The organism is Sorangium sp. So ce394 (assembly GCF_051474665.1).
GTDB classification, from domain to species: domain Bacteria; phylum Myxococcota_A; class Polyangia; order Polyangiales; family Polyangiaceae; genus Sorangium; species Sorangium cellulosum_D.
The window spans coordinates 6,921,997-6,945,735 of record NZ_CP150339.1; the positions used below are offsets into that span (position 1 = coordinate 6,921,997).

Annotated in this window: 14 protein-coding genes; 8 read left to right on the top strand and 6 right to left on the bottom strand. The window is 71.4% G+C overall.

Annotation, left to right across the window (positions count from 1 at the left end; all coding sequences use genetic code 11):
- Positions 1–89 precede the first annotated feature (89 nt).
- The 3 genes from WMF33_RS25205 to WMF33_RS25215 form a co-directional block, all read right to left on the bottom strand.
- Positions 90–1,688 carry a peptidase M10 gene (locus WMF33_RS25205; RefSeq protein ID WP_437322229.1) on the bottom strand — a complete coding sequence of 533 codons (1,599 nt, stop codon included), beginning with the start codon at positions 1,686–1,688 and terminating at the stop codon, positions 90–92.
- 581 nt (positions 1,689–2,269) lie between these two features.
- Complete coding sequence (locus WMF33_RS25210) at positions 2,270–4,096, bottom strand: radical SAM protein (protein ID WP_437322230.1); 1,827 nt, start codon at positions 4,094–4,096, stop codon at positions 2,270–2,272.
- 25 nt (positions 4,097–4,121) lie between these two features.
- Positions 4,122–5,396, bottom strand: a complete 1,275-nt coding sequence (locus WMF33_RS25215; RefSeq protein ID WP_437322231.1) for a glycoside hydrolase family 1 protein — start codon at positions 5,394–5,396, stop codon at positions 4,122–4,124.
- Between the two features lie 234 nt (positions 5,397–5,630).
- Here WMF33_RS25215 and WMF33_RS25220 point away from each other — a divergent pair, with 234 nt between their 5' ends.
- From WMF33_RS25220 to WMF33_RS25235, 4 genes are all read left to right on the top strand, one after another.
- Complete coding sequence (locus WMF33_RS25220; RefSeq protein WP_437322232.1) at positions 5,631–6,356, top strand: tetratricopeptide repeat protein; 726 nt, start codon at positions 5,631–5,633, stop codon at positions 6,354–6,356.
- Positions 6,357–6,512: 156 nt separating this feature from the next.
- A complete protein-coding gene (locus WMF33_RS25225; protein WP_437322233.1) occupies positions 6,513–7,262 on the top strand; it encodes a hypothetical protein in 750 nt (249 codons plus the stop codon).
- A 101-nt stretch (positions 7,263–7,363) separates the two neighbouring features.
- The gene (locus WMF33_RS25230) at positions 7,364–9,061 is read left to right on the top strand and encodes an AAA family ATPase (protein WP_437322234.1); all 1,698 of its coding nucleotides are present in this window, start codon (positions 7,364–7,366) and stop codon (positions 9,059–9,061) included.
- A gap of 296 nt (positions 9,062–9,357) precedes the next feature.
- The gene (locus WMF33_RS25235) at positions 9,358–10,599 is read left to right on the top strand and encodes a peptide-N-glycosidase F-related protein (protein ID WP_437322235.1); all 1,242 of its coding nucleotides are present in this window, start codon (positions 9,358–9,360) and stop codon (positions 10,597–10,599) included.
- 61 nt (positions 10,600–10,660) lie between these two features.
- On the opposite strand, the gene WMF33_RS25240 is transcribed toward WMF33_RS25235, so the two are convergent.
- Together WMF33_RS25240 and WMF33_RS25245 are read right to left on the bottom strand one after the other, a co-directional pair.
- Positions 10,661–11,527 carry a DMT family transporter gene (locus WMF33_RS25240; RefSeq protein ID WP_437322236.1) on the bottom strand — a complete coding sequence of 289 codons (867 nt, stop codon included), beginning with the start codon at positions 11,525–11,527 and terminating at the stop codon, positions 10,661–10,663.
- A gap of 193 nt (positions 11,528–11,720) precedes the next feature.
- Complete coding sequence (locus tag WMF33_RS25245) at positions 11,721–12,797, bottom strand: aldo/keto reductase (protein WP_437322237.1); 1,077 nt, start codon at positions 12,795–12,797, stop codon at positions 11,721–11,723.
- Positions 12,798–13,205: 408 nt separating this feature from the next.
- Between WMF33_RS25245 and WMF33_RS25250 the strand changes: the two genes are divergently transcribed.
- The 4 genes from WMF33_RS25250 to WMF33_RS25265 all read left to right on the top strand — a co-directional run bounded on the left by WMF33_RS25250 (position 13,206) and on the right by WMF33_RS25265 (position 17,744).
- On the top strand, positions 13,206–14,210 hold the full coding sequence (locus tag WMF33_RS25250) for a hypothetical protein (RefSeq protein ID WP_437322238.1): 1,005 nt from the start codon (positions 13,206–13,208) through the stop codon (positions 14,208–14,210).
- Positions 14,211–14,594: 384 nt separating this feature from the next.
- Positions 14,595–15,845 carry a zinc-dependent alcohol dehydrogenase gene (locus WMF33_RS25255; protein ID WP_437322239.1) on the top strand — a complete coding sequence of 417 codons (1,251 nt, stop codon included), beginning with the start codon at positions 14,595–14,597 and terminating at the stop codon, positions 15,843–15,845.
- Between the two features lie 149 nt (positions 15,846–15,994).
- Positions 15,995–16,600 carry a GNAT family N-acetyltransferase gene (locus WMF33_RS25260; RefSeq protein WP_437322240.1) on the top strand — a complete coding sequence of 202 codons (606 nt, stop codon included), beginning with the start codon at positions 15,995–15,997 and terminating at the stop codon, positions 16,598–16,600.
- 112 nt (positions 16,601–16,712) lie between these two features.
- Positions 16,713–17,744 carry a cation diffusion facilitator family transporter gene (locus tag WMF33_RS25265; protein WP_437322241.1) on the top strand — a complete coding sequence of 344 codons (1,032 nt, stop codon included), beginning with the start codon at positions 16,713–16,715 and terminating at the stop codon, positions 17,742–17,744.
- A gap of 45 nt (positions 17,745–17,789) precedes the next feature.
- On the opposite strand, the gene WMF33_RS25270 is transcribed toward WMF33_RS25265, so the two are convergent.
- A complete protein-coding gene (locus WMF33_RS25270) occupies positions 17,790–23,510 on the bottom strand; it encodes a sensor histidine kinase (protein ID WP_437322242.1) in 5,721 nt (1,906 codons plus the stop codon).
- Positions 23,511–23,739: the final 229 nt, after the last annotated feature.

A 23,739-nucleotide genomic window follows, 5' to 3' on the forward strand; every position in this document is an offset into this window, starting at 1 on the left:
GGCTTCAGGGGCGCTCCGCGGTGCGTCGCGCTCGATCTGCTCGACGGCGGAGCGAGCGCCCGCGCTCCCGCGGAGCGGGGGGCGTCGCGCTACGGCTTACCCACGTACGTCCAGTTGTTCCCTACCTCATTGTAAACCCAGATGTCTTCGGCGTTCGTCTCCGTGGCGTACAGATCGTGCGTGCCGTACAGGCGCGCCGCTGCGCCGCCCACGTAGCTCCAGCTGGTCCCGGTGCCGTCATAGCGGTAGACGGCGCCGGCGTCCGGCGTGAGGGCGTAGAACGCCCCATTGGCTTGTCCTTGCCACTGCCTGCCGGCGCTGCCGACCGTCGTCCAGGTCGTGCCCGATCCCGAGTACTTTTTCAGCGTCTGCCGGTCCCGCGTCAGGCCGTACATCGACGAGCCCGCGCCGAACAGATCCGCGAATGCACCGCCGACGTTGGTCCACGTACCCGAGAGGCGCCGCCAGACCTCGCCCTGGTCGACGCTCAGGGCATAGAGCGAGCCGGAGCCGGCCGTCGACTCGAACGACGCGCCGGGACCGGCGATGTTCGTCCAGGTGTTGGTGGTGGCGCTGTATTTGTAGACGTCGCCGTCGGAGTTGGTCGCGCACAGCGCGCCTTCGCAGACGAAGATCTGGTTCGCCGAGCCCCCGATCGTCGTCCACGTCGTCCCGGAGCCGCTGTACTCGAGGACGTTCCCGAAGCTCGACCCGAGCGCGTAGAGGGTAGTTCCGATGGTGAGGAACGCCTGCACGGGTCCGCTGACCTTCGTCCACGTCGAGCCGCTCTTCTTGTAGATGTCGCCATTGGAGCGCTTGCGGGCATACAGGGTCCCCGAGATCGTCGTGTCAGCGACATTGGTGGGCGCCTCGTAGAGCGCCTGCGCTCCCTCGATGTCGCGCTGGGACAGAAAGAAAGCCCCGGTCGTGTTGGTGCTGCCTTGGCACTCGATGCGGTGCATGACGGAGAGCGAATCGTACTCGGTCACCAGTTCCGCGGTTGACGTGGGATCCTCGCATGGCGAGCCGGGCACATGGATGTGCTCATGGTCGAACCCGAGCACGTGTCCCAGCTCGTGCATGATGACGCCGATGGGCTGGCGCCAGTCCGTCGACCAGGTGGGATCCCAGGTCAGCAGGAACTCGCGCCAATCGCGCGGCCAGTCCGGATAAAAGGCAAAGCCATTGCTGGGGGGCGGCGCCGGTGAGGTGACGTTGAACTTCACGTTGTTGTTGGTGTTCGTGCAATTCGTGTCCTGGGCGACCACGTGGACGAAGCGGACGTTGGCGGCGTTCTCCCACGCTGCGGCCGCCTGCTGCATGGCGTCCACGACGCTGTTGTAGTTGGCGCCGAACGCGGACTGCGATACGCAATAGGTCAGGCTCAGCCGGTCGGCCCGGCTCCAGATGTTGTTGGAGCCGCCGATCCGAGTGACGGTCAGGGCGCCGGAGGGGGAGTAATGATCCTCGTAGAACTTCCGGATCCCCTCCTCGCCGCGGAGCGGTATGTCACCCTCGGCGACCCAGACCCCCTTCGACGGCAGCCAGACCAGCGTCTTGCGGAAGTCTTCGTACGACATGAGCGGGCGCGGCCCCGCCGTCGCGACGACCTCCTCCTCGGCCGTGTCCTCCTCGAGCGTGTCCCCCTCCGGCGAGTAGCATCCGGCGAGCGAGAGGGGCCCCAGCAACAAGCCAATTGCGAAGAAAGGACGCGAGTGTGCAGCAAGCGGCATGTTCGAATCTCCAAGGATGGTCAATCCGTGCACCGCGTTTCGTGCCGGCGCTCCGGCCGGGCGCATCACGGCTTCCAATGGATGACGAGCCGCCTTCGGCCGCGCTCGCCGTCAGGGCGCTCACAAAGCAACGGCCGTACCACCTCGCGACGAAACGGCCCCTCCTGTATGATTACGACGCCGCGCGACCTCACCGCACGCAATGGCGTCGATACAAGCTCGTGAGGCCCAGGAGACCAGCGCCCGGCGCGGCAGCGGCCACGAGCCACGGTGGCACGTGCCAGCTCGCGGATGGCACCTGATGGCACCGTGCCACCTGCCCGCGTGCCACGTTTCACGGTATCGCTCGAGCTGCTCGATGGCACAGCGAGCGCTCGTGTTCCCGCGGTGCGGGGGGGCGGCGCCGGGCTACGGCTTACCCACGCGGGTTCAGTGATTCGCTATCTCATTCTCCCGCCCGATCCATCCTCTCGCGAAGGCGCTGGACCGATCGCCGCCAGGTGATCTCTGCCGGCCTGCTCGCCGCGCCCCCGGCGCTATGGCACCACCCGCAGCCGCCCCCGCTGCGCCGCCGCCTCGCGCCCGCCCGCCTCGGCCGGCCGCGCCGGCGCGGGCCGCGGCGCCGCCGGCGGCCACACCGCGAAGTCCTCCGGCAGCGGCCCAGGCAACGCCGGCTGCGCCGTCCGCTCCAGCAGCTGGAAGTCGCAGCGCGCGACCAGATCGAGCGGTAGCCCCCGGTCCGGACCGCCCTTCGCGTACCACGCCCGCGCCGCCTGCACGTTGCGGATGAGCACCGCGTGCTGCGGATCGCGCTTCGCCGCCGCCGTGAAGTGGTCCTGCATCGACTGCCAGTCGCGCCGCGCCGCCGCGACGCACGCGAGCGCGTTGTAGGCGAGCCCCGGCAACGGATACCCGAGCTCCAGGGCCCGCGCCGCGTGCCGCTCCGCCAGATCGAGCTGCCCCGCGTCGAGATAAGCGATCCCGAGCTCCAGGTGCGCCGCGTGGTGATCGCCGAGCCGCGCGAGGATCGCCCGCCGCTCCTCCACCCCCTCGCGGTAGAGCTCGCGCAACCCCTTGTTCTGCTCGAACCACGCGCTCATCAGCGCCGTGTCCTCCTCCGAGGCGTCGAACGGGGTCTTGAGCTCCTGGAAGTCGCCGCGGAAATACACCTCGCGTTCGAGCCAGCCGGCCGCCTCCGCGTCGTCGAAGTCGCGCGTGCCGGGGTAAATGGACAGGCACGAGAAGATGTACTGATGCGGCTTCGCCGCCTCCAGGAACGCGAGCGTCTCCCGGAACGTCTCCGCCGTCTCGCCGCGGTTGCCCAGCATCATGTAATAGCGGACCTGGATACCGTATTTCTTCGCGAGCTCGGTCGACTCGATGATCTTCTTGACCGTGATCTTCTTGTCGATGTTCTTCAGGATGGACGGCGAGCCCGACTCGACCCCGAGGCTCAAGCGCTGGCAGCCGGCGAGCCGCATCTCCCGGAGCAGGTCGTCGCCGAGGACGTCGACGCGCGTGTCGCAGCTCCACAGAAACGAGATCTTCCGCTCGCGGATGCCGCGGCAGATGTCGATGACCCGCTTCCGGTTCGTCGTGAAGGTGTCGTCCTTGATCTGGAGCATCTTCACGGGGGCCTTCGCCACCGCGGCCTCGAGCGAGTCGAGCACGTAACGCACCGACTGGCCCCGGAACCCGCGGCCCCACGTCGCCTCGGCCCCGCAGAACGTGCACGCCCAGGCGCAGCCGCGCGACGTCATCACGATGTGCGTGGCGTAGTGGTCGTGCGGCGACTCCAGCGCGTCGAGCTCCTCGATCGCCGGCCGGGGCGGGCCGAGCTCGACGCGGCCGTCGACGCGGTAGGCCGTGCCGGCGATGCCGAGCGCCGGCCGGCCGGCCTCGAGGCGCTCGAGGAGCTCCAGGAACGCGAGCTCGCTCTCGCCGAGCGCCACCGTGTCGATCTCGGGGTGGTGCCGCAGCATCTCGGCCGCGAGCGGCGTCGCGTGCGGCCCGCCGACGACGATGTGCGCCGCGGGGTGGAGCCGCCGGATGCTCCGGGCGGTGAGCGCCACGCCGCGCCGGTTCGCGGTCCAGCACGACATGCCGAAGACGTCCGCGTCGAGCTCGCGCACGACCCGCTCGACCTGCGAGAACGGGTACGACGAGAGGTTCAGCACCTTCACCTGATGGCCCGCGCGGATCGCCTGCGCGCCCAGCGAGTAGAGCCCGTACGGGGTCTGGTGGAAGTCCGGGTCGAGATCGCCCTCGCGGTAGTCCGCCGGCGGGCCGTCCCCGCTCGTGTCGTGCGCCTCCCCCGGCGCGGGGATCTTCCAGGGCGGTGGGTACAGCAGCGCGATGCGCATCGGTCCTGCCTTTCCGGTGCTGGGGTCACGCGGGCGCGGCGCCGCCCGCGAGCGACGCGCCGGCGGCGTCGATGCGGCGCGCGCGCGCGATCCGCGCGTAGAGCTCGGCGCTCGGCCGGGGGCTGCGCTCCTGGGTCGCGCGGTCGACCTCGACAAGCCCGAAGCGCGGGGCGTAGCCCTCGGCCCACTCGAAGCTGTCGAGCAGCGACCAGTGCATGTACCCGCGCACGTCGACGCCGCGCTCGATCGCCCGTGCGACCTCGGCGAGGTGCCGCACGAGGAAGCTCGGGCGCTGGTCGTCGTCGGCGTCGGCGATGCCGTTCTCGGTGATGTAGATGGGAACCCGCGCGCGGGGCCACCACGCGTCGAGCACGTAGCCGAGCCCCTCCGGGTAGATCTCCCAGCCGAGGTCGCTGACCTCGGCCCCCTCGGGGACGAGGCGCCGGAAGAAGCCCGCGCGCGCGTGCGCCGGGGAGAAGCGGACCAGGTCGCGGCTGTAGTAGTTCACGCCGAAGAAGTCGTGCAGGCCGCTGTCGCAGACGGCGCGCGCGAACGCGTCGTTGAACAGCCGCTCGAAGAGCGCCGCCCACATGCGGTCCGCGAGGCGCCCGAACCGCTCCGGCTCGATGACGCGCAGGTGGTGCGCGACGCCGACCGAGATGGGGTGGCCGCGGCGGCCGGCGGCCTCGTGCATGGCGCGGTACATGGCGGTGTGGGCGCGGAAGAGGTTCTGGTGGGCGCGCACCGCCTCGACGGGCGAGCTGCGCGCGGGGGGCCAGACGCCGAGCAGGTGGGCCTGCAGGGCGAGCATGTTGGGCTCGTTGATGGTGACCCAGAGCTGGCAGAGGTCGCCGAGCGCCTCGACGGCGCGCTCGGCGAAGCGCGAGAGGAGCGCCGGCAGATCCTGCGCGAGCAGGCCGCCGCGCTGCGCGACCCAGCGCGGCAGGGTGAAGTGGTGGATGGTGACCATCGGGGTGATCCCGGCCTCGAGGTGCGCGCCGAGCACGTCGCGGTAGTGGTCCCACGTGGCCGGATCGAACTCGCCCGGCTCGCGCTCGACGCGGGCCCACTCGATGGAGAGCCGGTGGGCGCCCATGCAGAGCCGCGCCTGGAGCGCGACGTCCTCGCGGAAGCGGTGCAGCTGGTCGCACGCGTCGTCCGGCGTATCGCCGCCGCGGACGCGGCCCGGCTCGCGCGCGAACGCGGCCCAGTCGCTCTGCGCGCAGTGCCCCTCGACCTGAGTGGCAGAGGCGGCAGTGCCGAACAGGAAGGCGTCCGGGAAGCGCAGGTCCTCACCCATGGCCGCGCATCCTACGCGAACTCGCGCCGGGCGGCTGCCTTCCGCGCGAGGAGCGCGGCCGCCGAGGCGCGCTGCGCTGCGGCGTGACCGGCGTGACCCGCGTGCCGCGTACGGCGGCACGCAGCGGGGCGGCGCGCCGGTGGAGGCGTGGCGCGCGCCGGACAGGGCGGGGCCGCGCGCCGGGCGGGGCGCGGCGATTGCCCGATCGGCCGGGCGCCGGTACGCTACCGACCGGTGCGCGCGGTGCGATGCGGAGGTGCGGCGGGCGCAGGACGGGGAGCGCGCGCCCTCGCATTCGCCGTCGCCGCGGCGCTGCTGCACGGGGCCGCGCCGGCCCGGGCGGACGGGGTTGGCTGGGCCACGGCGCAAGCCGCCGAGCTGACGCGGCAAGCCGCGGCCCGCGCGGCGGCCGGCGAGGCCGACGTGGCGCTGTCGCGGTACCTGGAGGCGGTCCGCTTCGACGCCACCTACGGTCCGGCGTACCTCGGGCTGGGCGCGCTGTACGAGCGGGCGGGCGATCCGCGCGAGGCGGAGCGCACCTACACGGTGGCGCTGGACCACGTGCGCGGCTTCGTCGAGGGCTACCGCGCCCGGGCGGCGCTCCGGGCGCGCGAGGGGCGGCGCGACGAGGCGATCGCCGACCTCGAGGCGGCGGTGGCGCTCCGGGGCGACGACGCCGGCCTGCTCCAGGAGCTCGCGGCCGCGTACGTGGCCGCGGGGGCGCTGCCGGCGGCGCTCGGCGTGGCGCGGCGGCTCTCGGCCCTGGCCGCGCAGGCGGGCGATCCCGCCCGGGAGGCCGCGGCGCGGACGCAGGCGCGCGCCCTGTCCGTGCTCGTCGGCGAGGCCGATCCCGTGCGGGCGGGCGGCGCCGACCGCGGCCCGGTGCGGCGTGCGCTGGCGCTGTACGCCGCGGCGCCGGCGCGGGGGCGGGCGGCCGATCCGCGGCGCCAGGGGCGGTGATCGGAGCCGCGCCGATACCGCAGCATCGTCCGTGTCGGACAGGGGATCCGCCCCCGATACCGCAGCATCGTCCGTGTCGGACAGGGGAGCAGCCATTGACGGTGAGAGCTCCTGTGGCTAGCGATCGGTCGACGCCAGCCGAGGAGGAGCCCTGTCATGCTCTTGATCACCGGAGAGGATCCTGCCCTCACGGAGCAGGTCTGTGATGGGCTGTCGCAGCGAGGCATCGCGCACAGCCGGGTGGACGCGGCCCACGCCACCGCGGAGCGCGGCAACCTGTTCCAGGCCGCGCTCGACGCGCGCGCGACCGCGATCGCGGTCATCGAGCCGGTCCCGTGGCGCGGCGCGACGCCGCCCTCGCCCTCGCCTTCCGCCGGGCTCCTCGCGGCCGCGCTCTCGGCGACGCGCGCCCCCGGGGTGACATCGCTGCTCGTCGTGACGTCGCGGCCGGACGGCGACGAGGGGATTCGCCGGATCCGGCGGGACGGCGCCCCGTACATCGTGCTGAGGCCTGCGCCGCTCTTCCGCCTGCTGCCGCCGGGCGCGGCGCGGGCGCTCGGGGACCGGCGCGTGCTGATCCCGCCGGAGGTGGCGGAGGCCTTCAAGGACGCGATCCCGGTCGAGGCGCTCCTCGCGGCGATCGCGAAGGCGGTGTCGGGCGAGACGCCCCAGGGCAAGATCGTCGACGTCGCCGCCTCGCCGGAGACGTCGTTGCTCGAGGTGCTGGCCCGGGCCGGCGCGCGGCCCGAGCTCGCCCGGGGGCTCCGCTCCCGGATCGGGCGGTGGTTCGGGCAGGCGATCGCGCGGGTCGACGGGGCGGACCTGCGGATCGACGGCGTGGCGGCCGGCGCGGGCGAGGCGCCGCAGCGCACGCCGGCGGAGGCGATGGCGGCGGCCGGGCCGTAGGCGTAAGCGCAGCAGGGCGGGCGCGGCGCGGCGGCGAGGGGGTCGGGGGCCGTGGCGCTGGCTTGATCTAGTGCTGCCAGGGCCGCATACGGGTGGGACCCATGTCCCTCCGCGTCGCGCTAGGCATCGACGACTTTCGCCAGCTCCGCGAGTCCGGGCTGGAGTACGTCGACAAGACCCACCTCATCCGCGAGCTGATCGACAAGGAGGGCGTCCAGGTCGCGCTCCTCCCCCGCCCCCGGCGGTTCGGCAAGACGCTGAACCTGTCGATGCTGCGCTGGTTCTTCGAGAAGCGGCAGGAGGACCTTTCGAGCCTCTTCGACGACCTCTCGATCTGGCAGGCCGGAGAGCGCTATCGCGCGCACTTCCAGCGGTATCCTGTCATCTACTTGACGCTGAAAGGAGCGAAGCAGGAGACGTTCGAGCGCTGCTTCGCGGCCCTCCGGGAGAAGATCGTCGCGCTCTACGACCAGCACCGCTACGTGCTCGACAGCGGCCAGCTCGGGGACGTGGAGCAGCGCCGCTACCGGGAAGTGCTGGACGGCACGGCGTCCGAGGCCGTGTACGGCCGCGCGCTTCTGGACCTGTCCAGCCATCTCCACCGCCTCCACGGCGAGCGCGTCGTGATGCTCATCGATGAGTACGACGAGCCCATCCACGCCGGCTATCTCCATGGCTACGCGCCGCGCATCCTCGACTTCGTGCGCACGTTCCTCACCGAGGGGCTGAAGGGCAATCCGCACCTCCACCGGGCCGTCCTCACCGGCATCCTCCGCGTGGCGCGCGAGAGCATCTTCTCTGGGCTCAACAACGTGGTGGTCTATTCGCTGCTCCGCTCGGACTTCAGCACCTGCTTCGGGTTCACCGAGCCCGAGGTGGAGGCACTGCTGGACAAGGCTGGCCGGCGCAGCCTGCTGGAGGTGATCCGCGCCTGGTACAACGGGTACGATTTCGGCGGCGCGGTCATCTACAACCCCTGGTCGATCCTCAGCTTCCTGGAGGGGAGAGACGCGGATCCGCTCCCGTTCTGGCTCGGCACGAGCTCCAACGACCTCATCCAGAGGGTGATCGAGGAGCACGCCGTCACGCTGCAGCCCGCGCTGGAGGTGCTGATGGAGGGCGGCGAGATCGAGCGCGTGCTCGAGGAGAACGTGGCCGTCGGCGACCTCGCGCAGAACGAAGACGCGCTGTTCGGGCTGCTGGTCTTCTCGGGATACCTTCGCGCCGAGAAGCGCTCGCGCGGGCCGGGGGAGCAGCCCGCGCACGCGCTGAAGATCCCGAACCGCGAGGTGCGGCTGCTCTACACAGGCACGTTCCGGCGCTGGGCGGAGGCGCGGCTGATGCGGCAGGGCGCCAGCATGCAGCGGCTCCTCGCCGCGCTCCTCTCGGGCGACGCGCCGGGGTTCGAGACAGAGCTCCAGGCCTTCGTCACCGACGTGCTCTCGTACCATGACGCGACGAGGGTCGACCCGGAAGCGGTCTACCACGGCTTCGTCGCCGGCCTGCTGGCGGCGCTCGAGCCGGGCCATCACGTGCGCTCGAACCGCGAGCCCGGGAAGGGGCGCCCCGACGTGATGATCCGGCCGGCGCAGCCCGGCCGGCCCGGCGTCGTGCTCGAGCTCAAGGTCGCCCGCGCGCCGCGCGCGAGCCTCGATCGGGCGCTCGACGACGCGCTGGCGCAGATCCGGACGCGAGGCTACGCCGCCGAGCTGCGCGCGAGCGGGGCTGTGCCGGTCCATGCGCTGGCCGTCGCGTTCGATGGGAAGGTCGTCCGGGTGCGCGCGGGCGAGCCGGGTTAGGTTCGTACACTCCGGGCTGGTTCCACCCACCAGGAGTCCGGCCAGGGATCCGGAAAGAGAGTCCAACGCAAAGGCGCAAAGGCGCAAAGGCGCAGCAGGAATAAACAATTACACGCTTTTGCGTCGCTGCGGGTGGTGCCCCCATCGGCCCGCCTCCATCCTGCTTCGCCATGCACAACCTCGCGAAACTACTCGGGTCCGGAGACCGTCGAGCGCTCCAAACAGGACACCCCCTGGGCGTGGTGGGTCCGCCGCTCCAGCGCGACATCGAGTCGGCGATTTGATACTTGTGACGAATGAACCTGCGTCGCGCGATCCCATACCTCTGTCCGTTGGCCCTGCTCGCCGCGTGCACGAATGAACAGCGCTCCGACGTGGGCACTGGCGGAGGCGCCGGGACCTCTGACAGCACCGGGAGCACGACGGCAGCGACCGGGACCAGCGCTGGCGCTGGCGGTGGCGGCGGCAGTGACGGCAGTGACGGCAGCGGCGGCAGCGGCGACGTGCCGCCCCCGGAACCCGAGGAGGTCCCGGTGCTGGAGAACGTCGCGTTCTACGACGGCTACGCCGCGACGGTCGACGAACCGCTCCCGGACGGCGTGATCCGCCACGACAACTCGCTGGTCGCGACCAGGTTGACCGACGAGCTGCTCGCCAAGGTCCAGACCACCCTGAAGGTCCGCGTGGTCGTGGGAGCGCGGTGCGACAACTACGATCGACTCGGCTCGGTCAACCTGGCGCTGGTCCCCAAGGGGGCCCAGACGTACGTCGCCGGCGAGGTCGACCGGATCGAGGTCGCGCGGTTCGTCACGCCGTTCATGGACATGAACAAGCAGCCGACGACGGTCCCCTACGAATGGGAGGCCAGCAACCTCGTACCGATCCTGAAAGACCCCGACCTCCTGGCCGAACACGATTTCTGGCTCGAATTGAGCATCTTCGGCGTGCCTTACGCCGCGAACGACGAGGTCGCCGGCTGCGCTGGTCGCAATGACACGCAGCTCGGATCGCTGCTGCTCTATACCGACAGCACGAAGGAGGCTCAGGACTTCGGCGTCGTGCTACCGCTGGCCATCGGCGAAGAATTCAACAATTACGCCGTGGGCGCCAGCGACAAGGTCGGCACGACCCGCAAGACGGTCAGCTTCGAATTGCCGGCAGACACACAGAATGCGCAGCTCGTGCTGATCACGTCGAACCATGGCGCCAACCAGGGCGGCGAGGAGTATATTCGCCGCGAGCATTACGTGTACGTCGACGGCGAGCTGGCCCTGCAATACAAGCCCGGGCGCATGTCGTGCGAGCCGTTTCGCAAGTACAACACCCAGAGCAACGGCATCTACGGGCCGTCCCCGCGGTCGGACGAAGAGTGGCAGTCGTTCAGCAATTGGTGCCCTGGCGACGTGATCGACACCCGGATCGTCCCGTGGGGGGCCGCGAGCGCCGGCATGCATGAATTCGTGATCGACGTGCCTGACGCGACCTTCGCCGGCGGGGAGGGCAATTTCCCGTTCTCGCTCTACGTGCAGGCTGAGTGAACGCATCCTTTGACGTTCTCGACGCCTTGCCCGGCGCTCGCCGCCGAGGAGACGTCGTGTCTCAGGTCGGACGTACGACCGCGTAAACGCCGAGCGCCGCGACGGCCATTCCGGCGACCTGCACCAGGCTCAGGGTCTCACCGAACAGGCCGAACGCCATGAGGGCCGCGACCGGCGGCACGAGGTAGAGGAGCGTCGCCACGCCCACCACCGCGCCCCGCCGAATCAGCGTGAGCAGGAGCCCGACCGCCCCGATCGAGAGCCCGAACACCGCCCACAGCAGCCCCGCGCAGAGCGGGAGCGTGAGCTCCATCCGGCGCTCCTCGGTCAGCAGCACCATCGGCAAGGTGACGAGCGCGGCCCCGATGTACTGGATGACGGCATTGACCCGCAGGTCGACCCCGCCGCCCGTGCGCTTCTGCCAGAGGGTGCCGAGCGTCATCGAGAGCATCCCCAGGACCGCGACCGCGAGCGAGAGCGGCGGCACGCCGGCCCCGAGCTTCGGGAACACGACGAGGCACGCCCCCAGGAAGCCGAGCCCGATGCCGAGCCAGCGGCCCCGCGAGACCCGCTCTCCCAGCAGCGGCCCGGCGAGCGCCGCCGTGACCAGCGGCTGCAGCCCCGCGACGAGCGCCGAGATGCCCGCCGGCAGCCCGTGCTTCACCGACCAGAACACCGCGCCGAGGTAGAATCCGTGCAGCAGGGCGCCCGCCACCAGACCGTCCCGCCATGACCGTGCCGCCCTCGGCCATCGCACCCGCGCCACGACCGCGACGAAGGCCAGCACGAGCCCGGCGAGCGTGTAGCGCACCAGAAGAAAGGTGAGCGGCTCCGCGTGAGGCGCCACCAGCCGCGCCACGATGAACCCCGTCGACCAGATGACCACGAAGAGCGGAGGCGCGATGCGGGTGAGGCGCTGAGAGGGCATGGAAGGAGGGGCGGCCCGAGGCTGGGCGCGCGGTGGTACAGCATGGCACGGAGCACCGCAACGTCCGGTGCATGCCGATGAGCACGCATCTCCCGCTGGCTCGCCGGTCGCTCGCTGCCGCACGGGTGCCCGGCGTCCTCGTTCCAGCTCCGCGATGTCGTGCCCGCGCTCGCGGACCGGCGCCCGTGGGCCGTTACTTCTTCGTCAGGTGCTGGCGGGCGCGGTCCATGACCGGCTGCCCGCCGACGACGCCCCGCGCGTCGCGGTTCTGCCACTCCACCATCCAGCCAGGGTATTCAGGCGGGAGCGCGCTCGCCTCGTCGAGCTGCTTGACGTGCTCGGGCGAGAGCGTGACGTCCGCGGCAGCGAGGTTGTCGTCGAGCTGCTCCCGCGTCTTCGCGCCGATGATGACGCTGGTGACGAAGGGGCGAGTCAAGTGCCACGCGAGCGCGACGCGCGCGACCGAGAGGCCCGTGGCGCCCGCGACCTCCCGCAGCGCGCCGAGCACGCGCGGCAGGCGGGCGCGGTCGACAGGCGGGAAGTCGAAGCTCGAGCGCCGCGCGCCGTCGGGGCCGCCCGGCTTCTCCGGATCGAACTTGCCCGACAGCATGCCGCCCGCGAGCGGGCTCCAGGGGAGGATCGCGATGCCCTCCGACTGCGCCAAAGGCACGATCTCGCGCTCGATGTCGCGCCCCGCGAGCGAGTAGTAGACCTGCGCGCTCTCGAACCGCGCGAGGCCGTTCGCCTGCGCGAAGCCGATCGCCTTCATGGCCAGCCACGCGGGCAGGTTGCTGAAGCCGACGTAACGGGCCTTGCCCGAGCGCACCACGTCGTCGAGGGCGCGCACCGTCTCCTCGATGGGCGTCACCGGGTCGAAGCCGTGGATCTGGTAGAGGTCGACGTGATCGAGCCCGAGCCGCTGGAGGCTCCCGTCGATGCTCGCGAGGATGTGCGCCCGCGAGAGGCCCACCTGGTTCACGCCCGGGCCCACGCGCCCGCGCACCTTGGTGGCCACGACGACCTGCTCGCGCGGGCGGCCGAGCGCCTTGAGCGTCGCGCCGACGATCCGCTCCGACTCGCCTTCGGAGTAGACGTCCGCCGTGTCGATGAAGTTGACGCCGCGGTCGAGCGACGTGCCCACGATGGCCTCGGCCTCGCTGGTGCCGAGCGCGCCGATGACCTGCCAGAAGCCCTTTCCGCCGAACGTCATGGCGCCGAGGCAGAGCTCGGACACGTAGAGGCCCGTCTTCCCGAGGAGGTTGTATCGCATGGTGCCTTCTCCCTTTGTGTGTCCCGGAGGCATAAGACTTCGAGCGCGCTCGAAGTCAAGGGCCGGCCGGCACAGCAGAACGAAGCCGGCGGCGCCGTTGACCACGGGCGCGATCGAGCGTTTACCCTGACGGGTCGGCCACGGCGCGCGCACGAACCCGGCGAGTCAGCGCCAACCGACGAGCCCGTTCCAAGTGACGAGTCCGCATCAGCCGACGAGCCCGCATCCACCGGCGCGAATACCAGGCAACACAAGGCCAGCCCCCCGGGACTTCGCCATTCGCCTTGACGCTGCCACGAGCGGGCGCATATTACGAAACGAAACTTACCAATGGTAGGTTATCCCCAGGCACGCTCCGGGCGCCCGCGCGCTCGGCGGGAGGAGTCCATTCAGATGGCCACACGAACGATGTCACCCGTTCTCTTGATCGGCGGCTCCGGCCAGGTCGGCGCGCGCGCAGCAAAGGCGCTCCGGCGCCTGCATCCGGACCTCCCGATCGCGATCGCCGGACGCGACGCGCGCAGGGCGTCCGAGGTCGCCGCGGAGGTCGGCGGCCCGACGACGGCGACAGCCGCCGACGTCGGCCGCGACGACCTCGGCCTCGAGCGAGGCGCGTCGTTCAGCGCCGTCGTCGCGCTCGTCAAAGACGAGGCGTCGAACGCGGTGAAGCGCGCGCAGGCGGACGGCGTGCCCCACGTCGCCTTCTCGGACGCCGTCGGGGAGATCGGCCCCGTGGTCGCCCATTACATCGCGCGACCGACGCGCGCCCCCATCCTCATGCTGGGCCACGCCTTCGGCGGCGCGGCGACGCTGGCGGCGCTGCACCTCGCGCAGGAGCTCCAGCGCGTCGACGCGATCGCCATCGGCTGCGTGGTCGACGCGGACGATCGCGGCGGCCCCGCATTGCAGGCCGCTTTCGAGCAAGAGGCGCAGACCGGGCAGGCTCCGCTCGCGCTCCAGGGCGGGAAATGGACCTGGTTGCTCGGCGACGCGGCGACACGGCGCTTCGTGGACGGCGAGGGCGTGGAGCGCGTTGGCCGGGCCATGCCGCTCCCCGACGTGGTGAGCCTCGCGGCGGCGACCGACGCGCGAGAGATCCGCGTCGACATCGCGACGCGCGACGCCGCGACGGGCGGGGCGGGTCACGTGACGGAGCTCATCGTCGAGGTGTCGGGGCGGCGCCGCGACGGCGCGGGCGCGCGGCTGCGCTACGACATCGTCGATACGGACGGCCTCGCGCGCCTGAGCGCGTACGGCGCCGCGATCGCGACGGAGCGCTTGCTGGGGCTCGCGGGCGGTCCCCCGGTCGGCCCGGGCCTGTACAACCCGGAGAGCGTGCTCGACCCAGCGCGCGTCGTCGCGCGGCTCGAGGAGCTCGGCGCGCGCGTCCGCCGCACAGGCCAGCGCCTCTGACGCGCGGCGGGCCGGGCCTCAGCCGACGCTGACGGTGGTCACGGCGGGTTAGCTCCGCTGCACTTTTCCCCGCGACATCGTCGCCCTCCGAGACAAATCGCCACGGCCTCCCCCACAGGAGCACTCCGCCGCACCAACCTCGGCAGCGCGCCCCCCGACGCACCACCTCCGTTCCGCCCGAGCCCACCACCGCGCCCCGCCCGTTTCCTCGGTCGCTCCCGCATCCTCCCGGCCTCGCCCCTCCCCTCTCCCCCTCGCCCTGGCACGGGATCGGCACAGCCAGCCCCCATCGGAACCCTCAGCCATCTCAGCAGCACGCCGGTCTGCGCCCTCCGTGGCAGCCCGGCGCGCTGGTCCACCCCTGAAGGGAGAAAGCGAGACCTCATGAAGGCGGTAGTGTTTCACGGCGTCGGCGACATCCGGATGGACGACATCAAGGAGCCCAAGATCAAGGAGGCGACCGACGCCATCATCCGCATCACGGCCAGCGCCATCTGCGGCACCGACCTCCATTTCGTCCGCGGCACCATGCCCGGGATGGTCCCGGGCACCGTGCTCGGCCACGAGGCGGTCGGCGTCGTCGAGGAGCTCGGCAAGGACGTCAGGAACTTGAAGAAGGGCGACCGCGTCGTCGTGCCGTCGACCATCGCGTGCGGCTATTGCTCGTACTGCCGCGCCGCGTACTACGCGCAATGCGACAACGCGAACCCGAACGGCAAGCACGCGGGCACCGCCTTCTTCGGCGGCCCCAAGATGTCCGGCCCCTTCGACGGCCTCCAGGCCGAATTCGCCCGCATCCCCTTCGCCAACGTCGGGCTCGTCAAGCTCCCGAACGGCGTCAGCGACGACCAGGCCATCCTCCTCTCGGACATCTTCCCCACCGCGTACTTCGGCGCCGAGCTCGCCGAGATCCGGCCCGGCGACACCGTGGCGGTGTTCGGGTGCGGCCCCGTCGGCCTGTTCACGATCGCCAGCGCCAAGCTCATGGGCGCAGGCCGCATCATCGCCGTCGATCAGGTGGCCGACCGCCTCGAGATGGCCCGCGACCAGGGCGCCGAGACCGTCGACTTCTCCGCCGAGGATCCGCTCGTCGCGATCATGCGCCTCACCGGCGGCATCGGCGTGGACCGGGCGATCGACGCCGTGGGCGTCGACGCCGAGCGCCCCCACGACGGCCCCGCCCACAAGCAGGCAAAGCAGGACGCCAAGGCGTTCGACCTGGAGGTCAAGCAGATCTCCCCCGACGCGCGGACCAAGGGCGACACCTTCCGCGCCGGCGACGGGCCGTCGCAGGTGCTGCAGTGGGCCGTCCGCTGCGTGGCCAAGGCAGGGACCATCTCGGTCATCGGGGTCTACCCGCAGACCTCGCGCACGTTCCCCATCGGCGAGGCCATGAACAAGAACCTCACCCTGCAAATGGGCAACTGCAACCACAGGAAGTACATCCCGAAGCTCGTGGACCTCGTGCAGACCGGCCAGGTGGATCCCACCACGATCATCACGAAGCAGGCGCCCCTCACGTCCGCGATCGACGCGTACAAGGCGTTCGATCGGCGGGAGGCCGGCTGGGTGAAGGTCGAGCTGCGCCCGCCTTCGGCCGGCACGCCCGCCAACCTGAACCGCGCCGTCGCGTAGCCAGGCGCCGCGCCGCCGCATGGCTCGGGTGAGCGCGCCGGGCGCCCGCGCGTCCGCCTGGGCCACCCGCGCGCGGGGACCGCTCCAGCGCGAACGGGGAACTTCCCGCTCGAGCGGGGCCCGCCGCTGCGGCTAGGCTCGCAGCCGCCATGAGGGTCGAGCCGTACCGCGCCCCGCTCCGGGGCGGCCGTCACTGCGTCGTCCGACAGAGCTCGCGCGACGACGCCGCCGCCCTGCTCGAGCTCGAGCGGGCGATCGTGCGCGCCCGGCACGGGATCGTGAAGCACGAGGACGAGCTGCCGGCGGACGCGGACTCCTACGCCGAGCAGCGGGAGCGCGCGGGCCTCACGGCGATGGACGGCTCGGCGATGTGCCTGGCCGCCGAGCTCCCGGGGGGCCGCCTCGTCGGCGAGGCGACGCTCCTCCGGCGGTTCAGGTTCCGGATGCTGCGCCACGTGGGGATCCTCGGGCTCGGCGTGCACCCGGAGGCGCAGGGGCTCGGCGTGGGCCGGGCGCTGATGGAGCGGCTGCTCGGGCTGGCGGCCACGCACCGCGACCCGGACGGGGGGCGCGTGCGGCGCGTGGAGCTCTACGTGCGGGCGGACAACGCGCGGGCGATCGCGCTCTACCGGTCGATCGGGTTCGTGCACGAGGGGACGCGGCGCGACCTCGTCCGCGGCGACGGCGGGGCGTTCGTGGACGACCTGGTCATGGGCCTCCTGCTGTCCGACGATGCGCCCGCCGCGGGTCGATGAGGCGCGCCGCGCCCCCCGCGGGCATGCCGCGCGCCCGCCGCGGGCCGGTGAGGCGCGCCCCGCCCCCCGCCGGGCATGACGCGCGCCGGCGCCGCGGGGTAGCCTCCCCGCGATGAGCGGACCGCCTCCTGCCGCACGCGCCGCCGACCCCGCCGCCCTCCCCGACCCCGCCGCCCTCCCCGGCCGCGGCGTCGCGCCCGCGCCGGCCGCCGCTGCCGGCCCCGCCGGCCGCGACGGCCCCGGCGCCCTCCCCGACCCCGCCGCCCGCGCCCGCGCCGCGCTGCGCGCCGGGCGCATCGCGGCGCTGACCGCCGGCGGCCTCGCCCTCGGCAAGCTCGTCGCCGGCCAGCTCGGCCAGTCGATGGCCGTCACCGCGAGCGCCGTCGACTCGCTCACGGACCTCTTCGCCTCCTCGGCGAACGCCCTCGCCATCCAGCTCGCCCACGCCGCGCCCGACCGCTCCCACCCCTTCGGTCACGCGAAGATCGAGACGCTCGCGACCGCCGGTCAGGGCCTGCTCATCGGCGGCTCCGGGGTCTACCTGCTCGTCGAAGGGATCCGGCGGCTGCTCTCGCCCCAGCCGCTCCGCCTCGCCGCCGTCACGCTCGGCACCATGGCCGCCGCCGCGCTGATCACCGCGGCGCTCGTCGCCTACCTCGGCCGCGTCGCCGCCCGCACCGGCTCGAGCGCCATCGAGGCCGACGCCGTCCACTACCGCACCGACATCGCGGCGAACGTCGCCGTCCTCCTCGGCGTCGCCGTCACGTACGCGACCGGCTTCTCCCGCGTCGACGGCCTCCTGTCGATCGCGGTCGCCGCCTACGTCCTCACGTCCGCGGGGTCCCTCCTCCGGCTCGGCGTGCGCGACCTCATCGACACGAGCGCCCCCGACGAGCGCGTCGCCGCCATCGAGGCCGCGCTCGACGCGATGCGCGCGCGCGGCGAGATCCTCGGCCACCACGGGCTGCGCACGCGGCTCGCCGGGCGCACGCTGTTCGTCGACGTGCACATCGAGCTCCCGGGCGACATGCGCCTCGCCCGCGCGCACGCGACGGGCGACCGCGCGCGCGACGCGATCCGCGCCGCCGAGCCGGACGCCGAGGTGCTCGTGCACATCGACGTCGAGCGCGACGAGCCGGCGTGAAGGGCGCCGGCGCGGCGGGCGGCCGCGCCGAGCGCGCGGGGCCGCTCAGCCCGGCGGCGAGCTCGGCTCGCCAGCGCGCGGCGGCCCGGCGCACGGGAGCTCGAGGAGGAACGTGGCGCCGGCGCCGGGCGCGCTCCGGACGCGGATCGAGCCGCCGTGCGCGTCCGCGATCCTGCGGCTCATGTAGAGGCCGAGCCCCAGCCCGCCGTAGTGCCGGTCGGACACGGCGCGCCCGAAGCGCTCGAAGATCTGCTCCTGCCGCGCCGGGTCGACGCCGATCCCCTGATCCTTCACCGAGAGCCGCGCCGTCCCGGCCTCCTCGCTGACGACGATCTCGACCGGCTTGCCCGCGCCGAACTTCATCGCGTTGGTGAGGAGGCTCGTGACGATCTGCTCGACGCGCGCGCGATCCCAGCGGCCCACGATCCGGCCGCAGTCCCGCAGCGACACCGAACACCCGGCGCGCGAGAGCTCCAGCGTCAATCGCGCGAGGACATCGCGGACGACCGCCACGAGATCGACCTCCGCGACATGGAGCGAGAGCCGATCCACCTGGCTGCGCGAGACGTCGAGGAGCTCGTTGTGCAGGCGGGTCAGGCGCTTCGCCTGCCGCAGCGCGCGGTCGACCTGCCTGCCCATGGCCCGCGGGTCCCAGGGCCCACCCGACCGGAGGGCCCGATCCATCGCCTCGAGCGTGAGCGTGAGCGACGTCATCGGCGTGTTGAGCTCGTGCGTCGCCACCGTGAGGAACTCGTCCCGCACCCGGACGGCCTCCTGGGCAGCACGGTAGAGCCGCGAATTGTCGATCGCGTTCGCCGCCCGGCGCGCCACTTCCTGCACGATCTCGATGTCCGCATCGCCGTAGCGGCGCTCCGGCACGGACGAGACGACGCTCAGCATCCCGAGCGGTTGTCCCCGCGCCACGACCGGCACGGTGATGGAACTGTAGGTCCCGAGCTCTCGGAGGAGCCTCGCGTGCCCGTCGTCCTCGCAGTGTTCCCGGAGGATGGCCTCTGAGATCTCGGGGAGCAGGAGCGGCTCACCGCTGCGCAGGACCCTGGCCGCGGGGTGCGGCGAGTCCCGACCAGGCGGATACCGCCGCTCCAGCTCCTGGATCAACGACTCCATCGTGGGATCTCTGTGCGCCCAGGAAATTCGCCGGATCTCTCCACCTTCCACAACATCGATGATGCACCAATGGCAAAGCGATCGTACCGAGAGCCGCGCAATACGCGACAACGTCTCGCCATAATCGAGCGACCTGGAGAGGATGTCCCCGGCCTCGGCCAGGAAGGCCGCACGCCGCTCCGCCGCCTCGGCCGCGGTCCGCGCGGCCTGCTCCTTGGAGAGCAGCCGCGCGTTCTCCAGCGAGATCGCTGCTTGCGTGGCGAGCAGCGAGAGGGCGGTGAGCCGCTCCGGCGTGAACGCGCCCTCGACGAGGTTGTTCTCGAGGTAGAGCAGGCCCACCACCTCGCCCTGCCTCAGGACGGGCATGCAGAGCAGCGACTTGGGCCGACACCTCGCGAAGTAGTCATCGCCGGAGAACTTGCCCGCGTCCGCGGCGGCATCGCTCAGGATGACGTGCTCCTTCGTCCGCTGCACGAAGCGGACGAGCGACATGGGGACGCGCCGCGAACCATCCTCCGTCGAAGGCGGGAGGAGGGTCGTCGCCGCCCCTTTCTCTTCGAGGGTCGCCTCCGCTTCGATGGAGAGGCGCTCGTCCTGGTACAGGAGGATGCAAGCCCTCTGCGCGCCGCCCTGCTCGAGGACGACCGTGAGCAGCGTGCGCAGCAGCTTGTCGAGGACGATCTCGCTCGACAGGCTTTGCGATGCCTTGGTCACCGAGAGCAGGTCGAGCTGCTCGGACCGCGCCGCGAAGGTGGCGGCCTGGGCGAGCGGCGTCGTATCCCAGAGGTGCGGATTCTGCTGGTCGATCTGCTTGACCTTGCCGTCCGCCCCCCAGCGGGCGTAACAGGCGCGCGCCTCGCGGAGGTACGTGGCGGCGATCAGGTCGAACCCTCGCGCCCCGTAAAACCTCGACGCGATCTCGTAGGCGAGCGCCTCGTTGTGGACGAAGCCGCTCGCGCGCGCGGCGCGGATGGCCTGCTCGTAGAGCTGCGCCGCCTTCTCCCATTCGCCGCCGACGCGCGCGATCTCGGCGCCGACCAGCGCCGCGCGATGGACGAAGTTCTCGGGGCAGCTCGAAGCCCAGACCTCGAGCTGCTCGTGGTGCGCGAGGAGCTCCGTGAGAACCTGGGGCCGCTCATCGGCAGGTGCCGCGTCGCGGCGCGCTGCCCGCGCGAGCGCGCTGTGGGCGAGCGCGCTGTAAAAATGGTACTCGGCGATCTCGGGGAACGACGGCGACGTCCAGAGGAGCCAGCGCGCCTTCGCCGCGGCCTCGATAGCAGAGGCATAATCACCCGCGTAAAAGCGCGCTTGCAGCTTGCGGATCCAGTACCAGCTCGCGGCCAACGAGAGGCGCGGATCGCCCTCGAGGTGCCGTTCGAATCGGCCCTCGTCGAAGCGCTCATCGTTGAAGGAGGCGAAATCCGGCAAGAGCCCCTGGAGCGTCTGGATGAGTCTGAGCTGTCCGGTGATGCAGTCGACGACGAGGCCGAACTTCGCCTTCCGCGCGAACTCGAGCGCGCCCTCGGCCTCTCGCTGCACCTCGCCGAGCGGCTCTCCATCTATGAGGAGGAGCGTGAGAAAGGCGGTACGCAGATAGGACGCATACGTGAGATCGCCCGCCTCCTGCGCCGCGTGAAAGGCGCGTCGCAATCGATCGAGGCTGGTACGCACGTGCCTCGTCCAGGGATTGATGGCGTACCAGAAGACCAGATAGACGCGGGCCTTGAAGCGGTCCAGCCCGCGCTTCTCCACGAGGTCGAGGCCGAGCTTGCCGAAGCGGAACCCCGCGCGGTAGTCGCCGAAGCGTGGCCCAAGGACCGTGCCGAGCCGGACGTAGCCGAGGCACGACGCGTCGCTGTTGCCATGCTCGATGCTGACGTTCACCATGCGAGCGACCAGGAGGCTCAGCAGGTTCTCGTCGGTGAACAGGGCGGGCGCCTCGCACCACGAGAGGACGTCGATGGTCGTGCGGCAGTCCGGATCGGCCATCGGGGGCAGGTCGAAGAGCTCCTCGATCGGGCGGCCCTCGAGCCTCTGCCACATCCGCTCGTACTCCTGCAGGACCTCCGCGTCCGTCGGGTGCGGCGACCACTCGACGCCGACGCGCCGGAGGTATTCGAGGCATGCCTCCACGCTGCGGTCGCTCCGATCCATGGTCGTGTAAAGAGCCATGCGCGCGCACGTGACGGCGCCGAAGGCGACGAGGTCTCCTGCGCGGCGCGAGAGCATGGAGAGCCGCTCCTCCGCTCTCGAGAGCTCGCCGGTCAGGAACTCACACTCGGCCCGGTGGAGCTCGAGCGCGAAGATCAGCTCGTAGCGGATGGACCAGCCGTCCTCGGCCAGGAGCGCCGCGCCGGCGACGAGGTACGCCAGCGCCGAGGCGTAGGCGGTCGACCCCTTGGCGCGCTTGCCCGCGATGAGGTTGAGCTCGGCGACCCGTTCTCGCTCTTCCCACGACGTGATGAGCCCGATGCCGCGGTTGAGCTGGTTCACGATCTCGAAGATCTTCTCCTCGAGCTCCTCCGGCGCCGTCCGCGACGCGAGCAGCCTGCCTATCTCGAGGTGCACCGACGCCCGCTCGCCTTCGGGGATGAGCGAATAGGCGGCTTCCTGGACCCAGTCGTGGAGGAACTTGTACGTGCCGTTCAAGCGAAAGACGAGCCCCTCATGGACTGCGTCCCAAAGATCCGCGTGCACATCCTCCTCCGAGCCGCCATGAACCAGCGCCAGCAGGGCGACGTCCGCGGTGTGTCCCAGGCAGGCGAGCTGCTTCAGCGCTCCCTGGGCGCCCTCCGGCAGCCGCGCGAGCTTGCCGACCATCAGGGCCGCCACGTTGTCGGTGAAGCCCTTTTCGCGGATCTTCGCCACGTCCCACCGGAAGGCCTCGGCCCGCTCGTCGAACTCGATCAGCCGCTCTTCGTGCAGCACCATGAGGAACTGGGCCGCGAAGAAGGGGTTGCCGGCCGTCTTCTCGTGGACGAGGTTCGAGAGCGGCGCGGCGTCTTCGCGGGAGCAGTGGAGCGCGTCGCTGACGAGCGCGGCGATGTTGTCTCGGGAAAGCGGGCCGAGCACGATGTCCGAGATGCGCGCGCCCTCCTTCCGCATCTGGTCGAGCGCCAGCGCCAGCGGATGCGAGGGGGGCACCTCGTTGTCGCGGTACGCGCCGGTGACGAGCAGATAGCGCGTCTCGGGGTGCGTCACCAGATCGTGAAGGAGGCCGAGGCTCGCCGAATCGGTCCACTGGAGATCGTCGAGGAAGAGCGCGAGGGGGTGCTCCTTCCGGGCGAACACCCCGATGAAGCGCCGGAACACGACGCGGAACCGGTTCTGCGCCTCGGTCCACGGAAGCTCTGGAGCCGGCGGCTGCCGGCCGATGACGAGCTCGACCTGGGGGATGACCTCCACCAGGAGCTGTCCGTTGATCCCGAGGGCGTCGAGCAGCCGCTGCCTCCAGGCCGCCATCTGGTCCTCGCTCCCGGCGAGGATCTCGAGCACGACCTCCCGGAAGGCCTGGACGAGCGTGGAGTAGGGGATGTCGCGCTGGGATTGATCGAACTTGCCCGAAAGGAAGAGGGCTCGCTCCCGGACGACCGGCCTGTAGATCTCGTGGACCAGCGCCGACTTGCCGATGCCGGAATAGCCGGAGACCAGGACGAGCTCGGGGGATCCCGTGCCCACCACGCGCTCGAACGCGCGCAGCAGCGCGGTCACCTCCTCCTCGCGGCCATAGAGCTTCTGAGGGATCTCGAAGCGATCGGAGACGTCGTGCTCGGCCAAGGGGAACGGCTCGATCCGGCCGGTCGCTCGCCACTCCGAAAGGCACCGCTCGAGGTCGTGCTTGAGGCCGCGCGCGGTCTGGTAACGATCCTCCGCCATCTTGGCCAGGAGCTTCAGGACGAGCGCCGAGAGGACCTCGGGCAGGTCCGGGACGAGCGCGGTGGCCGGTGGCGGGGCGCGGGCGACGTGGCAGTGCACCCACTCGGACGGGTCGCGCGCCTCGAACGGCAGCCGCCCGGTGAGCATCTCGTAGAACGTGACCCCGAGCGCATAGAGATCGGTGCGGCTGTCGATCGCCCGGTTCATCCGCCCCGTCTGCTCCGGAGCCAGGTACGGCAAGGAGCCCTCGATGAGCCGGGGAGGCCCTGCCGGCGACTGCTCGCGGGAGAGGCGGGACGCGAGGCCGAAGTCGGCGAGCTTGACCTGCCCGGTAGCTGCATTGACGAGGATGTTTTGGGGCTTGAGATCCTTGTGGATGATGTCCCGCTGGTGGAGCTCCGCCACGCAGGCCACGATACGCACCGCGAGTTCGAGGAACCGCTCGATGTTCATGGGCGCGTCCATGAAGTGGTCGAGCGAATCGCCGCCGAAATCCTCCAGGACGAGCGCCGGCAGCCCCTCGTACGTCTCGAGGGCGAGCGGCGTTACGATGGCCTCGTGGCTCAGCGCCTTGCCGATCGCGTACTCGTGCTTCAGGCGCTCGATGTCCTTCGGGCGGCTGCGCCTCGGGTCGAGGACCTTCAAGATCACCGGGCAGCCATCGGCGCTCCGGATCGCGCGAAGCAGGCTGGTCTTCTGGCCCTCGTGGAGGGTCTCGGTGATCGCGTAGGGTGAGGCCAGGCTCACCTCCACGGGGAGCATCTCCCTGGGGGGGACACGCCGTGGGGCGCTGGCGCCCAGCGGCTCCGTAGGACATGAGAGCTGTCGACGCCGGAACGGTCGAGCCCGCGCGCCTCGCCGAGGCGACGCAACCGCACGGTCGGCGTGAGCGCATGGCGCAGGCCAGGCACCGCATCACCTGTCGCGGTCTCCTGCGATCGTACCATATCCGAGGCCCCCTCGACCGATAGATACCACGGCTGATGCCCGG

Coding starts and splice junctions, on each gene's coding strand:
- WMF33_RS25210 (WP_437322230.1), bottom strand. CDS start 4,096: ATGCGCATCGCGCTGCTGTACCCACCGCCCTGGAAGATCCCCGCGCCG.
- WMF33_RS25215 (WP_437322231.1), bottom strand. CDS start 5,396: ATGGGTGAGGACCTGCGCTTCCCGGACGCCTTCCTGTTCGGCACTGCC.
- WMF33_RS25225 (WP_437322233.1), top strand. CDS start 6,513: ATGCTCTTGATCACCGGAGAGGATCCTGCCCTCACGGAGCAGGTCTGT.
- WMF33_RS25230 (WP_437322234.1), top strand. CDS start 7,364: ATGTCCCTCCGCGTCGCGCTAGGCATCGACGACTTTCGCCAGCTCCGC.
- WMF33_RS25235 (WP_437322235.1), top strand. CDS start 9,358: ATGAACCTGCGTCGCGCGATCCCATACCTCTGTCCGTTGGCCCTGCTC.
- WMF33_RS25240 (WP_437322236.1), bottom strand. CDS start 11,527: ATGCCCTCTCAGCGCCTCACCCGCATCGCGCCTCCGCTCTTCGTGGTC.
- WMF33_RS25245 (WP_437322237.1), bottom strand. CDS start 12,797: ATGCGATACAACCTCCTCGGGAAGACGGGCCTCTACGTGTCCGAGCTC.
- WMF33_RS25250 (WP_437322238.1), top strand. CDS start 13,206: ATGTCACCCGTTCTCTTGATCGGCGGCTCCGGCCAGGTCGGCGCGCGC.
- WMF33_RS25255 (WP_437322239.1), top strand. CDS start 14,595: ATGAAGGCGGTAGTGTTTCACGGCGTCGGCGACATCCGGATGGACGAC.
- WMF33_RS25260 (WP_437322240.1), top strand. CDS start 15,995: ATGAGGGTCGAGCCGTACCGCGCCCCGCTCCGGGGCGGCCGTCACTGC.
- WMF33_RS25265 (WP_437322241.1), top strand. CDS start 16,713: ATGAGCGGACCGCCTCCTGCCGCACGCGCCGCCGACCCCGCCGCCCTC.
- WMF33_RS25270 (WP_437322242.1), bottom strand. CDS start 23,510: ATGCTCCCCGTGGAGGTGAGCCTGGCCTCACCCTACGCGATCACCGAG.